This window comes from Mesorhizobium sp. M0664 (genome assembly GCF_040320565.1).
In the GTDB taxonomy this organism is placed as follows: domain Bacteria; phylum Pseudomonadota; class Alphaproteobacteria; order Rhizobiales; family Rhizobiaceae; genus Mesorhizobium.
The window spans coordinates 25,993-39,372 of sequence record NZ_JAMYPW010000002.1; the positions used below are offsets into that span (position 1 = coordinate 25,993).

The 13,380-nt window shown below is 61.5% G+C and carries 10 protein-coding genes and 1 riboswitch; of the genes, 4 read left to right on the plus strand and 6 right to left on the minus strand.

Features of this window, described 5'->3' with window-relative positions; all coding sequences use genetic code 11:
- Positions 1-16: 16 nt before the first annotated feature.
- From NKI39_RS02860 to NKI39_RS02885, 6 genes are all read right to left on the minus strand, one after another.
- Positions 17-1,072, minus strand: coding sequence for an ABC transporter permease (locus NKI39_RS02860; protein ID WP_352502907.1), 1,056 nt, complete (start codon positions 1,070-1,072; stop codon positions 17-19).
- Positions 1,072-2,589: a sugar ABC transporter ATP-binding protein gene (locus NKI39_RS02865; protein WP_352502908.1), complete on the minus strand. Its 1,518-nt coding sequence runs from the start codon at positions 2,587-2,589 to the stop codon at positions 1,072-1,074. The genes NKI39_RS02860 and NKI39_RS02865 overlap by 1 nt, the downstream gene beginning before the upstream one ends.
- Positions 2,586-3,584 (minus strand): LacI family DNA-binding transcriptional regulator, encoded by a 999-nt coding sequence (locus tag NKI39_RS02870; protein WP_352470523.1) that lies wholly within the window; start codon positions 3,582-3,584, stop codon positions 2,586-2,588. The genes NKI39_RS02865 and NKI39_RS02870 overlap by 4 nt, the downstream gene beginning before the upstream one ends.
- Before the next feature lie 297 nt (positions 3,585-3,881).
- Complete coding sequence (locus NKI39_RS02875; protein ID WP_352830626.1) at positions 3,882-4,337, minus strand: CopG family transcriptional regulator; 456 nt, start codon at positions 4,335-4,337, stop codon at positions 3,882-3,884.
- Positions 4,321-6,318 (minus strand): conjugal transfer protein TraG, encoded by a 1,998-nt coding sequence (locus NKI39_RS02880; RefSeq protein WP_352612568.1) that lies wholly within the window; start codon positions 6,316-6,318, stop codon positions 4,321-4,323. Before NKI39_RS02880 ends, NKI39_RS02875 begins: the two co-directional genes overlap by 17 nt.
- Positions 6,319-6,845: 527 nt before the next feature.
- Positions 6,846-7,301: a YybH family protein gene (locus NKI39_RS02885; protein ID WP_352502912.1), complete on the minus strand. Its 456-nt coding sequence runs from the start codon at positions 7,299-7,301 to the stop codon at positions 6,846-6,848.
- Between the two features lie 1,131 nt (positions 7,302-8,432).
- On the opposite strand from NKI39_RS02885, the gene NKI39_RS02890 reads away from it, so the two are divergent.
- The 4 genes from NKI39_RS02890 (at position 8,433) to thiS (ending at position 13,379) form a co-directional block, all read left to right on the plus strand.
- Positions 8,433-9,977 carry a Fic family protein gene (locus tag NKI39_RS02890; protein ID WP_352830628.1) on the plus strand — a complete coding sequence of 515 codons (1,545 nt, stop codon included), beginning with the start codon at positions 8,433-8,435 and terminating at the stop codon, positions 9,975-9,977.
- A gap of 181 nt (positions 9,978-10,158) precedes the next feature.
- Positions 10,159-10,275: riboswitch (TPP riboswitch) on the plus strand.
- A gap of 104 nt (positions 10,276-10,379) precedes the next feature.
- On the plus strand, positions 10,380-12,215 hold the full coding sequence (gene thiC / locus NKI39_RS02895) for a phosphomethylpyrimidine synthase ThiC (RefSeq protein ID WP_352830630.1): 1,836 nt from the start codon (positions 10,380-10,382) through the stop codon (positions 12,213-12,215).
- On the plus strand, positions 12,212-13,213 hold the full coding sequence (gene thiO / locus NKI39_RS02900) for a glycine oxidase ThiO (protein WP_352830631.1): 1,002 nt from the start codon (positions 12,212-12,214) through the stop codon (positions 13,211-13,213). Before thiC ends, thiO begins: the two co-directional genes overlap by 4 nt.
- On the plus strand, positions 13,182-13,379 hold the full coding sequence (gene thiS / locus NKI39_RS02905) for a sulfur carrier protein ThiS (protein WP_023679205.1): 198 nt from the start codon (positions 13,182-13,184) through the stop codon (positions 13,377-13,379). The genes thiO and thiS overlap by 32 nt, the downstream gene beginning before the upstream one ends.
- Position 13,380 lies beyond the last annotated feature (1 nt).

A 13,380-nucleotide genomic window follows, 5' to 3' on the forward strand; every position in this document is an offset into this window, starting at 1 on the left:
TGCTGCCGCCGGCCTCCTATCGTCCCAAACCCTCGCGGCGGCGAACGAGGGATTGAAGCACTGCCGCCACAACGATGATCGCGGCGGTCGCGAGCAGCTGCATGGCGGGGGTAATGTTGTTGAGCTGAAGGATGTTGGCGAGCGCGCCGAGCATGATGGTGCCGGCAACGGTGCCGACCATCGAGCCGGCGCCGCCGAACAGGCTGGTGCCGCCGATGACCACGGCCGCGATGGCCGTGAGCTCATAGCCCATACCGTCATTGGCGCTGCCGAAGTTGAACTGACCCGCATGCACGACGCCGGCAAGGGCGGCGGCAAATCCGGTAATGGCATAGACCGAGATCTTGACCATAGAGACAGGAACGCCCGAAATGCGCGCCGCTCGCTCGTTGCCGCCGACGGCAAAGACATAGCGGCCGAAGCGCGTGGTATTCAGTACCAGGGTAGCAATAGCGGCGAAGACGATGAAGACGATGGTCGCCACCGGCACTGTGTTGTTGAACAGGCGCTCGCCCAGTACCGCGAAGACAGGTGGCGCCAGGCCGGGCCCCTCGCCATAGGAAATATTAATGTACTGGTTGCCGGAAACGACCAGCGCGAGACCCCGCGCCGCCTGCAGGCCGGCGAGCGTGACGATGAACGGCTCAAGCCGAAAGCGGCTGGAAATGGTGCCCTGGATCACGCCGAAGACGGTGCCCATTACCAGCACCGCGAGAATGGTCGGGATAAGCCCGAAGCCGCCGGAGATCATCATCGTCGCGGTGACGACGCTGGAGAGACCAAGCACTGCCCCCACCGAAAGGTCGATGCCGGCGGTGATAATGACGAAGGTCATGCCGATGGCGATAATGCCGGTCTCCGACACGGCGCGCACGATGTTGGCCATGTTGTCGGGCGCAAGGAACAGTATCTCGCCATGGCGCCTGGGCGAGAAGATGACGCCGCCGATCGCCACCAGCACCAGGCCGATCAAGCTTTGGAAGCGCACGATCAGCGCGAGTGGATCGCGATGCTTTGCGGCCGGTGCGGCTAGCACCGGACCGCTCGCAACCGAAATCTTCTGTTCGGACATCACGCCTCCCTGCCATTTGCCGCTGCCATCACGGTGTGCTCGTCAACGCCACCGGTGAATTCCGCTACATTGCGCCCCTGGCGCAGCACCACGATGCGGTCGCACAGGCCAATCAGCTCCGGCATTTCGCTGGAGGCAACTAGGATGCCCAGGCCTTGTGCAGCCAACTGCCGCAGCCGCTGATAGATCTCGCCCTTGGCGCCGACATCGACGCCGCGCGTCGGCTCGTCGAGCAGCAAGAGCCGGGGATTGCCAAGTATCTCCTTGGCCAGCACCACCTTCTGCTGGTTGCCGCCGGACAGCGCGCCGACCGCGATGTCGGGATTCTTCGGCCGAATGTCGAACTGGCCGAACGATTGTTTCACCGCCTCGGCCTGGCGGCCCGGCGACATCAGTCCGCCCGGCGATATTCGCCGGATCACCGACATGACGAGGTTGAGGCCAACCGCCATCCTCAGCATTAGGCCACTGCCACGGCGGTCGTCGGTGACGAAGGCGATGCCGGCAAGGCGCGCGGCTCTGATCGAATCAAGCTTGATCGGACGGCCGGAAATGACCACGCCGCCCTCCCATTGGCCGGAAAGGCCGGTGCCGTAAAGCGCGCTCAGGAGCTCGGTGCGCCCTGCCCCCATGATGCCGGCCAGCCCGACGATCTCGCCTTCATGCACCTCGAGTGAAAGCCCTGTCGGGGCCTGCCAGCCGGCGCTTTCGCGCGCTAGCCGGAAGCTGGCATTGCGCAGGCTGAGCAGAGCCCGGCCGACGGCCGTGGTGCGCTGGGGATAGAGTTCGTCCAGTGGGCGCCCGACGAGCAGCCGCACCAGTTCGGCCTGCGGTGTGTGCGGATCGGTGATGCCGGCTACACGTCCGTCCCGCATCACCGTCACCCGGTCCGCGATCTGCGGCACTTCCTCCAGACGGTGGGAGATATAGACGATGCCGACGCCACTGGCGGCGAGCTTGCGCATGATGTCGAACAGCCTCTCGACCTCGCCCACCGTTAAGGCCGCCGTCGGCTCGTCCATGATCAAGACCCGCGTCGCATAGGACAACGCTTTGACGATCGCAACGACCTGGCGTTGCCCTATCGAGAGGTCGCCGACTAGCCCAGCGGGATCGATAGCCAGTTCGATAGCTTCCAGACGCTTGCGAGCTTCGCGGCGCATCCCCGCCACATCGAGCAGTCCGCCCGAGCGCATCAATTCGCGGCCAAGGAAGAGGTTTGACGCCACATCGAGCGTTGGAACGAGATCAAGCTCCTGAAAAATGGTCGCAATTCCGGCCGTCTGCGCCTCGCGCGGGTTGTTGAACCGCACCGGCTTGCCGTCAATCTGGATTGTACCTTCGTCGGGTGCGTAAACTCCCGACAGCAGATTCATCAATGTCGATTTGCCGGCGCCGTTCTCGCCCAGCAGGGCGTGGATCTCGCCTGGCTTGAGATCGAAATCGACACCGCGTAGTGCCTGAACGCCGCCGAAGCGTTTCACGGCCCCTGTCACCGATAGAAGCGGCGCGCTCATGCCGGCCTCCCGCAGGATTGACGGGCATGCAGCGTCGCCTGAAGCCGCACCGAGCGGGGCTCTGTATCCGTTGATGCAATTCGGGCGCTAAGCAGCGATGCGGCCTGCCGCCCGATTTCGGCGCAAGGCTGCGCAATAAGGGTCAGTTGCGGCTCAAAACAATCCGCCCATTCGAAGTCGTCAAAGCCGACAAGTGAAAGATCCCGAGGTATTTCGAGACCTTTTTCGCGAACCGCTCGGACCGCTCCGATCGTCGCCATATTGTTGCCGGTGACCAAGGCCGTAGGCGGCGAAGGCAACGACAACATCGCGCGGGTCGATGCCGTAGCGCTCGCCGTGTCGACGTTCCCTGGCTGCAGATATTCCGACACGTAGGCAAGTCCGTTAGCCATCAAAGCTGACTTGAACGCATCGATACGTTCGCGAGTCGTAGCAAGGCCCGGCTGCCCTGCAATGAACCCAATCCGCTGATGGCCGAAGGATGCGACGTGATCGATAAGAGCGCGCATCGCAGATTGGTTCTCAACGCCGATCTGGTCAAATCGTTCGTCGGCAAACCGGTCGATCAGAACGCAGGGAACCATTTTCTCGGCAAGGTAATTGGTGGCTCGCTCTGGGGCACCCGAGGGCGCCAAAATAACGCCGTCAACACGTCGTTGATGGAAGGCGCGAACGACCGCAAGCTCCCGATCAGGATCGTCCTGCGTGTCGGAAAGGAAAACCATGAGGCCAAGACGCGCGCATTCCGCTTCCACGGCACAGATGATGTCAGTGAAATACGGGTTCGAGATCGCCGAAATCGCCAAGCCGACGCTGTTGGTTGAAGCGACCTTGAGGGAACGCGCCAGCCCATTGGGCTGATATCCAAGCAAAGCAATCGCTTCGTTAATGGCTCTCGATTTCGCAGGCGAGACAAAGCGCGTGCGGTTGATCACATGTGACACCGTTGAGACCGACACCCCGGCACGAAGGGCTACCTCAACCATCGTTGCCATTGCGGCTCAAACGGAGTGCTACTCGCAAGCGCTCCTCCCTGATGTTGCGCTTTAAACCCGCTCTGTCCTGGCGGATACAATAACCCTAGTGCCATCGAAACGTTTGCGCAATCGATTCGATAGTCGTTTTGATCTGATTAGACTAATGTTGTCTCGAATGAAGCAAAGCAGACATACGACGTCCGCTCGCTCACCACCCGAACTTTGTGGGCACGTTTAGGAACGGTGCGCGAGCAGATACCAACCCGTCGGAAAGATCACGGTCCCGAGAGACGCTTCAATCTGGCGTCACGCACCTTATCGGCTCGCTGGCGGCACTGGCGGGACATCGTCGGCTATTTCCTGCCTGAGCCTTGGTCCTTTGCTGAGCCGGCGACCGAGCGCATCGACGAAATTGTCGTAGCGCTGCAAGCCCTTGGCGCGCGCCTCCGCTTGCGCCGATTCCGGCAAGGCTGGAGTCGAGTTGAGCCAAAACCGGACGAACAATGCTAGCGTCTCAATAGCAATTCCGACGTCACGCTCGACCCGCTGCACGCGTCGATCGATCTGGTCGAGGCGGCGAGTGATCGCCGCTTGCTTTCGTTCTTCGGCGTCCGGCGACAGGGACGACGCGAGCGCAGCCTCGGCGACCAGTGACAGCGAGACCTCGCGCCGCCCAGCGTAATCCGCCAGTGCCCTCATTATGTCAGGGTCGAGATAGGCAGACAGACGTCTTTTCTTGGCGTTCTTCATGCGCTCAAAGCTCAATGCCATCATTGGGGTCAAGGGCGGCCTGACGAGCTGCGCGTCTCATGGCTTGATCGACACTGCGGCGACGAACGGCGTCATCATCGGGCTCGTCCCTGTCGAGGTCGAACTCATCGTCGCAGCGTGCCGTTCGTTCCGGCGCGATGTCTTCGTGTTCGGGAAGCTCGGGCTGGCGGCGAATGCCGCCATTGGCCGGATCCTCGTCCTGCTGATCCCTGGCAAGCCTCAGCTTGCGAGATTTGCCTTCCGGCTCAGCAAGAAGTGTCGTGTCGGTCCAGTCGTCAGGGCGAGCGTTCTGCGTTGTCCCTCCGGTCCTTGGTGGCGGCAAGACGCGCTCGGCAAGACGCGGGTCGGCAAAGTAGCGTGCCTTCTTCGCACGGACTGGGAACTGGCCCGAGATCATAATGATCGCCTCGGTCGGCGGCAGCTGCATGATCTCGCCCGGCGTCATCAGTGCACGCGCCGTTTCCTGCCGCGACACCATCAGATGCCCGAGCCAGGGCGACAATCTGTGCCCCGCATAGTTCTTCATGGCGCGCAACTCGGTCGCGGTCCCCAGAGAGTCTGAGACGCGCTTGGCCGTCCTCTCGTCATTCGTGGCGAAGCTCACCCGCACATGACAATTGTCGAGGATGGAATTGTTCGGTCCGTAGGCCTTCTCGATCTGATTGAGCGATTGTGCAATCAGGAACGACTTGATGCCATACCCGGCCATGAAGGCCAGCGCGCTTTCGAAGAAATCGAGCCTGCCAAGCGCGGGAAACTCGTCCAGCAGCATCAAAAGACGCTGCCGGTGATCCTTCGCGTGAAGATCTTCGGCGAGCCTGCGGCCGATCTGGTTAAGCACGAGTCGGATCAGCGGCTTTGTGCGACTGATGTCCGATGGCGGCACGACCAGATAAAGCGTCGTCGGCCGTGCCTCCTCGACAAGGTCTGCGATCCGCCAGTCACAGCATGACGTCACCTTGGCCACAACTGGATCGCGGTAGAGGCCCAGAAAACTCATGGCCGTCGAGAGCACGCCGGAACGCTCGTTCTCGGACTTGTTAAGCAGTTCCCGAGCAGCCGACGCAACGACGGGATGCGGGCCTGCATCACCCAAATGCCGCGTCAGCATCATGGCGCGCAGCGTTGCCTCGATTGGCCGCTCTGGATCGGAAAGGAAGTTCGCCACGCTTGCGAGGGTCTTGTCTTTCTCCGCATAGAGCACGTGCAGTATTGCGCCGACCAGCAACGCATGGCTGGTCTTCTCCCAGTGGTTGCGGCGTTCCAATGTGCCTTCTGGGTCGACCAGGACATCCGCCACGTTCTGCACATCTCGAACTTCCCACTCGCCCCGTCGCACCTCCAGCAGAGGATTGTAGGCTGCTGATCCAGCATTGGTCGGGTCGAACAGAAGCACCTGGCCGAAACGGGCCCGCCATCCGGCCGTCAGTTCCCAGTTTTCGCCTTTGATGTCGTGGACGATTGCCGAACCCGGCCAGGTCAGTAGTGACGGCACCACCAGGCCGACGCCTTTGCCGCTTCGGGTCGGTGCGAAACATAGCACGTGTTCCGGACCGTCGTGGCGCAGATAGTGTCGGCCCAACATACCCAGGATCACCCCATCCTGACCGATCATCCCAGCGGCCTTGATTTCGTCTCGCGTCGCCCAGCGCGCCGAGCCGTAAGTCGTGGTGTCCTTTGCCTCGCGCCCCCGCCACAGCGACATCCCGATCGCTGCGACGATAGCCATGAGGCTTCCGCTCGCCGCAATCGCCGCGCCCTCCAGGAAGACCTTCGGCGCGTAGGCGTCGTAGAAAAACCACCACCAGAAAAAGGCTGGCGGCGGATAAACGGGCTGTCCAGCCAATTCGAACCACGGCGGACCGAGTTGGCTTTGAAAGCCGAGCCGCCCTGCCGTCCACTGTGTTGCTCCCCATGTCGTCGCGACGACGATCAGAAAGGCGGTGAGTATCTGGCCCCATAAAACCTTGCTTGCCGGCATCGGTCGTTTCCCAAATGGATGATCGGAACAACCGAAAAGCTCGAATTCCTAAATCCGCAAGAAGAAAGGGGCGGTCGAAGCAGCATCGCGTACCCGGACGTGGAAAGACTTGCCCGATGCGGGCTCGAATGTTGAACGAGCATCGGGGGGCTGCTTTCTTCTGGAGCCGTTGAGCCGCTACTTTGCCCAATGATAATTAGTTGTCTCGGCTCAGATGCATTTGACGAGATGGACGGGTTCTTGGAGAACCGCGGATTGCCCACGACCAAATGAACAAGAGCCCTCGGCGGCGCGCCGAGCCGGAGAACGCTCTAGTCCCGGCAAGTGGTGGTCAGCCGGAATTGACGTTCTGCTGAGCTCGAATCTTACCGCCTCCCTGATCGGTAGCGCGATAGATCCAGAGCCGACTCGATGAGCAGACCCATCAAGTCTGTTCAATTTTGTTAATCAATTCAGTCACATCAACTATTGCCATGGACTTTCGTTGGAACTGTTGCAAGCCGCGCCGGCCTCACGGGTCGCGGAATCTATTGGGCCGCACCAAAGTTCCAGATGTCCCGATGCAGGCGCCACGTCCCGTCGTCCCCTTTTTTCCAAACGACAATGTACTTGCCCGCAACGGTGGAAGGGGCACCGCCTTTGCTCGGCACACCGAGCGTAAATGCGCCAACTTCGTAGGCGAGATTCCCGCTCTCTTCCACTTCCAGCGCCTTCAGGGTGAGATTCTTCATCCCGGCCTTGATTGCGCCCTGCCAGAATTCTTCCACGCCCTTGCGGTCATCGACGCGTTTGCCGTCGGGTGGCAGCAGGGCGGCATCGTCGGTATACATTTGACCTACCGCTGCTGCGTTTCCGCTGTTGAAGGCGTCCATGAATTTTACCAACGCCGCTTCGATGTCCTCACGAGCCGAGTGGGCGGCCGCAGACAATGCAGACGAAACAAGCAGCACAGCAGCAAATGCAAATGACTGAACCAGTCTCATTTCGTCCTCCCTTGCGTGCCCGACATGCCCACCCGATGAATAGCGCCGACCCAAGGGCGCCGCGGCGCGTTCGATGGCCAGGCGCCTATTTTATTAGACTTATCTGATATGACGGCGCAAGCGCAACTGCGACCCTCTGAATGACCAGCGTAGCAGCTGCCGGAGAGCTTCAAAGCGGCGGCTACCGCCTCACTGCCCTCCTCGTCTCGACGAAAGAGTTCGTTCGAATGATGCTTTTCCGTGGCTTTGCTCGCAAGTTTTCGTCAGCCAGCACAGGGCCTCCTCTTACGGTCGCTGGTCGTCAAGGCCCAGCGGCCACTAGCTGACAGTCCCCCCCGTAGCCAAGCCGCTGGGCCCCTCGACGTGGGGAACGAGCATTGGAGACGATGTCGCGCTTTCCGTTACAGCCCGAAGGCGGGTGACAGATGACCGCGTCAGCCTCTCCACTCCGAGCTACGATTTCACGCATTCGATCAGGCACAGCTCTCTCGGGCACCAAGCATGAGTCAGCTCCCGAATGAGCAGGTGCCGCCCAGTTCGGCTTCGGCCCTTGCGCGCGCAAAGTATTGGGCGAGATCGATCGGCAGTCCGATCGGCAAATTGGGGCAGCGATGGCGAGAATGAATGCCAGGAACTTCCCTTCGGTGCCGCTTCGTCGATCTGTTTGCCGAGAAGACGCGCGCTGCGTGCCGCCCCCCATACCGCAGAGAACTCACTTCAGGTCACACACACACGACGCCACCGAGATCCTGCATCACTTTTCTACTCCGACGCCGCCAGTCACCAAGATCAGTCGCGAGCGTGATCGCGGCTATCAAATCGGGATCGCGCACCGGAGTGCTCTATGAGTGAGCCCCGAACGGCGCGCTCGAGCAATCCGGCTCGACGTAAGGCGGGCCATCCGTGCCGGCCTCGTGACTAAGACGGGCGAATGGCGGTTCCTGGACTCACCTTTTTGTTCTGAAGTCGCTTCCTTGAGCCGGTGGCGGAGTTCTTGCTTGATCGACCTCAGCACTGTTTTAGAATCGGTTTTCGGAAAATTTGTCTTGTGGCATCAATTTTCATGGGATAGGATCATTTTTCATAGGTTTTGCCGACTAAACCAAAATTCAATGGAAGGATTCGCGTTTCATGCCTGCGGTGCAACAGCACCAATTTTCAGGTCCCGTTACCGTTTTTCAGGAAATCCGCCTTCCTGAAACGGCGACCCCGGCCGGGTACAGCGCCCTGATCGGAGCCTACAGGCTCGTCGCGCCCTTGCCCCGTAGATTGTTCGCCACTGGCGAGCATCATCGCATTACCGAACGGGATGGCTGGCGGATCATGACCCCCCGCCATGCCCCAAATCCTACCCTCGAAGGCCACCTGACCTTTGCGCTCAAGTACGAGGGACTGGACCTTGCCGTCCTCAAGCGGCTGTTCCAAGTGACCGGTCCCGCGCCGATCGAGGCGCTGGTCCGTGAAAGCCCGACCGGCAGTTATGCCCGCCGCATCTGGTTTTTATATGAATGGCTGAGGGGCGCGCGTATCGATCTGCCGGACGCGGAGGCCGGACGATACATTCCGGTTGTCGATCCCGAGCTGCAGTGGCCCGGACCCGACAAGACCGCTTCGCGCTATCGCGTAAGGGACAATCTCCCCGGCACGCGTGAGTTCTGCCCTCTGGTGTTCCGCACCAAGATTCTCGAAAAATTCATCGGCCTTGAACTACCGCGGCGCGCGGAGGCAATCGTAGCGGACGTGCCGCGCGACCTCCTTGCTCGGACCGCCGCCTTTCTTTTGCTCAAAGACTCGCGATCAAGCTATGCGATCGAGGGCGAGCACCCGCCGCAAGATCGCATCCAGCGCTGGGGCCGCGCCATCGGCGAAGCCGGCCGCTGGCCGATCGATCGCGATGAGCTGCTGCGTCTGCAAAGAATTGTACTTGGCGACGCTCGTTTCGTAAGACTTGGCTTCCGAAAAGAAGGAGGTTTCGTCGGTGAGCATGACCGAGACAACGGCACGCCCTTGCCCCATCACATCAGCGCTCGGCCCGAGGACCTGCCGCGGCTAATCGGTGGAATGGCGGCGTTCGATCAGGGCCCCGCGCAAAAGCTTGATGCAGTCGTAGCCGCCGCAATCCTCGCCTTCGGCTTTGTCTATATTCACCCGTTCGAGGACGGAAACGGCCGCATTCACCGCTACCTAATCCACCACGTCCTTGCCATGCGCGGCTTCAATCCGCCGGGAGTGGTCTTTCCCGTCTCGGCCGCGATCCTGGACCAGATCAACGAGTACAGGGGCGTGCTCGAGAGCTATTCGCAGCGCCTTCTGCCGTTGGTGGAATGGGAACCGACGCCGCAATTCAACGTCCGGGTGCTGAATGACACCGGTGATTTCTACCGGTTCTTCGATGCAACCCCGCACGCCGAATTCCTCTATGCTTGCGTTCAGCGGACGATCGAACGGGACCTTCCCGAGGAAACCGCATTTCTGCAGCGCTACGATCAGTTCCGGCAGCAGGTGGACGCCTTTATCGACATGCCCGAGCGGTTGACCGATCTGCTCTTCCGTTTTCTTCACCAGAATGATGGCCATCTATCGAACCGCGCGCGCGAGAAGGAATTCGCCGCGCTGACCAGTGACGAGGCAGGAAGAATCGAGGCGATCTACGCGCAAACCTTTGGTGCCCATTGAAGGTGTGATCATCAGGATCGATTTTAGTCCGACGGTTTGCGATTCCCTTGTCCCTGCCTTCATCTCCGACGCTTGACTTGTCGCCGAGACATGCACGATTTTTTCCGCACGGTCTGACCGGCCGCCGATCAGCCGCGGCCAGAACGCGCTTGACAAACCGGAGCGGTCCCGTCCAACCTCACGCATTCACCAGGGGAGTCCCGGCAAGGGGCTGAGATACTGCTGGCTTTCGCGGCGCAGTGACCCGTTGAACCTGATCCAGTTCATACTGGCGTAGGGACGGTGCAAGCGCTTTGCGGGAGTTTACGCCCGAGGTCCTGTTTCGGCAGGTCGACAGAAGCGTCTTTTCATCCTTCCGGCACAGAACTGGGTCTCCAATGCAACGAGCAAAGGAGCCTCAAGATGAATGCCCTCACCCCCGCCGTCTCGACGGGACCGCTGCCTGCCTCACGCAAAATCCACAAATCCGGTACCATCCACCCGCAGCTCAGGGTGCCGATGCGCGAAATCTCCGTCCATCCGACGGCAGGCGAGCCGCCGGTGACCGCTTACGATCCGTCCGGCCCCTATACCGACCCGACTGTCGAAACCAGCATCGAAAACGGCCTTGCACGGCTTCGCCATGAATGGGTCACCGCGCGCGGCGATGTCGAAGCCTATGACGGCCGCCACGTCCGGCCAGAAGACAATGGGTTTGCGGCAGGCGAGCGCCTAACACCGGAATTTCCAGTCCGCAACCGGCCACTCCGGGCCCAGACCGGCAAGGCGGTGACACAGCTTGCCTATGCGCGCGCTGGCATCATCACGCCCGAAATGGAGTTCGTCGCCATCCGCGAGAACCTTGGTCGCGAGATCCTGCACGGCAAGCTTGAGCGCGACGGCGAGGCCTTCGGCGCGGCGATCCCCGACTTCGTCACGCCTGAATTCGTCCGCCACGAGGTGGCGCGCGGACGCGCGATCATTCCCGCCAACATCAATCATCCCGAGAGCGAACCGATGATCATCGGCCGCAATTTCCTGGTCAAGATCAACGCCAATATCGGTAACTCCGCCGTCACATCGTCGATGGCTGAAGAGGTCGAAAAGATGGTGTGGGCGATCCGCTGGGGCGCCGACACGGTGATGGATCTGTCGACCGGCCGCAACATCCACAACATCCGCGAATGGATCGTCCGCAACTCGCCGGTGCCGATCGGCACGGTGCCGCTCTACCAGGCGCTCGAGAAAGTCGGCGGCATTGCCGAGGATCTTACCTGGGAGGTTTACCGCGACACGCTGATCGAACAGGCCGAACAGGGCGTCGACTATTTCACCATCCATGCCGGCGTGCGGCTGCACTACATCCCGCTGACCGTTGACCGGGTCACGGGTATCGTCTCGCGCGGCGGCTCCATCATGGCCAAATGGTGCCTGCACCATCACCGGGAAAGCTTCCTCTATGAGCACTTCGCCGAGATCTGCGACATCTGCCGCACCTATGACGTCTCCTTCTCGCTCGGCGACGGCCTTCGTCCCGGCTCGATTGCCGATGCCAACGACGCGGCGCAATTCGCCGAGCTGGAAACGCTCGGCGAGCTGACGCAGATCGCCTGGGCGAAAGATTGCCAGGTGATGATCGAGGGGCCCGGCCACGTGCCGATGCACAAGATCAAGGCGAACATGGACAAGCAGCTCGCCGTCTGTGGCGAGGCGCCGTTCTATACGCTTGGACCGCTGACGACCGACATCGCGCCGGGCTACGACCACATCACTTCCGGCATCGGCGCGGCGATGATCGGCTGGTTCGGAACGGCCATGCTCTGCTACGTCACGCCCAAGGAGCATCTCGGCCTTCCCGACCGCGATGACGTCAAGACCGGCGTGATCACCTACAAGATCGCAGCGCACGCGGCCGATCTGGCGAAGGGCCACCCGGCGGCGAAAGTCAGGGATGACGCCCTATCCCGCGCGCGCTTCGAGTTCCGCTGGGAGGACCAGTTCAACCTGTCGCTCGACCCCGAAACCGCACGGTCCTTCCACGACCAGACCTTGCCCAAGGAGGCGCACAAGCTGGCGCATTTCTGCTCGATGTGCGGACCGAAATTCTGCTCGATGCGTATCTCTCACGACATCCGCGCCGAGGCACAGAAAGAGGGCATGGCGGCGATGGCGGCGAAATACCGCGAGGGCGGCGATCTCTACGTGCCAGCGGACGAGACCGGCGCACCGCTCACGCCTCAGCCAGGTAAGCCATCATGAAGGTGCTGATAAAGGGGGCCGGCGTCGCCGGCCTCACCGCCGCCTTCGAACTCGCCGCCCGCGGCGCGACGGTCACGGTCGCCGAGATCCGGCATGGCCTTGGAGGCAATGCGTCGTGGTTCGCCGGCGGCATGCTGGCGACATGGTGCGAGCGTGAAAGCGCCGAGCAGCCGGTGCTGGACCTTGGACGTGACGCTGCCGACTGGTGGGATGCGGTGCTGCCGGGTCAGGTGACACGGGGCGGAACACTTGTCGTGGCCGCCCCGCGTGATGCCGGCGAGCTCGACCGCCTCGCCAGCCGCACGTCGGGCCATCGGCGTGTCGACGAAGACGAAATTGCGCTCCTGGAACCCGACTTAGCCGGCCGCTTTCGCCGCGGATTGCTCTTTCCCGATGAGGGCCATCTCGATCCGCGCCAGGCGATGGCAGCACTTCATGACAAGCTCGCAGCCATGGGTGTCAAATTCCACTTCGGCACCGACGCCCGGCATGTTTCCGGTTTCGATCGTCAGATCGATTGCACGGGAATGGCAGCCGCCGATGACAGGCTTCGCGGCGTTCGCGGCGAAATGCTGATCCTAAACACGCCAGACTTCTCGCTGTCGCGCCCGGTCCGGTTGCTGCATCCGCGCTTTCCGCTCTATGCGGTACCGCGTGCCGACGCTCAGTTCATGATCGGTGCGACGATGATTGAAAGCCGGTCCGACGGACCGGTCACGGCGCGCTCCATGATGGAGCTTCTGGGTACCGCCTATGCCCTCCATCCGGCCTTTGGCGAGGCCGGGATCGTTGAAACCGGTGTCGGCGTCCGTCCAGCCTTTCCCGACAATCTGCCGCGCGTCGAAATGAGCGGAGACACCGTCGCGATCAACGGGCTCTATCGCCATGGCTTTCTTCTCGCCCCCGCCATGGCGCGCCTGGCGGGCGAAATTGTCTTCAATCACGACAAACCCGTGGAGCTTGCTCATGAAACTGATGGTCAACGGCAAAGTGCATGAGGTTGCCGCCACCACGCTGGCCGAGCTGCTTGCCGCGCTTGACTATGAGGGCGATTGGCTCGCGACCGCCGTCAACAACGACCTCGTGCACAAAGCCAGCCGGGCGGAATTCCAATTGAACGACGGCGACCGGATCGAAATCCTCTCGCCCATGCAGGGAGGCTAGC

Bases quoted from the DNA above. Each gene is read 5' to 3' on its own strand.
- NKI39_RS02860 (WP_352502907.1), bottom strand. From the start codon at position 1,072: ATGTCCGAACAGAAGATTTCGGTTGCGAGCGGTCCGGTGCTAGCCGCA.
- NKI39_RS02865 (WP_352502908.1), bottom strand. From the start codon at position 2,589: ATGAGCGCGCCGCTTCTATCGGTGACAGGGGCCGTGAAACGCTTCGGC.
- NKI39_RS02870 (WP_352470523.1), bottom strand. From the start codon at position 3,584: ATGGCAACGATGGTTGAGGTAGCCCTTCGTGCCGGGGTGTCGGTCTCA.
- NKI39_RS02875 (WP_352830626.1), bottom strand. From the start codon at position 4,337: ATGGCATTGAGCTTTGAGCGCATGAAGAACGCCAAGAAAAGACGTCTG.
- NKI39_RS02880 (WP_352612568.1), bottom strand. From the start codon at position 6,318: ATGCCGGCAAGCAAGGTTTTATGGGGCCAGATACTCACCGCCTTTCTG.
- NKI39_RS02885 (WP_352502912.1), bottom strand. From the start codon at position 7,301: ATGAGACTGGTTCAGTCATTTGCATTTGCTGCTGTGCTGCTTGTTTCG.
- NKI39_RS02890 (WP_352830628.1), top strand. From the start codon at position 8,433: ATGCCTGCGGTGCAACAGCACCAATTTTCAGGTCCCGTTACCGTTTTT.
- thiC (WP_352830630.1), top strand. From the start codon at position 10,380: ATGAATGCCCTCACCCCCGCCGTCTCGACGGGACCGCTGCCTGCCTCA.
- thiO (WP_352830631.1), top strand. From the start codon at position 12,212: ATGAAGGTGCTGATAAAGGGGGCCGGCGTCGCCGGCCTCACCGCCGCC.
- thiS (WP_023679205.1), top strand. From the start codon at position 13,182: ATGAAACTGATGGTCAACGGCAAAGTGCATGAGGTTGCCGCCACCACG.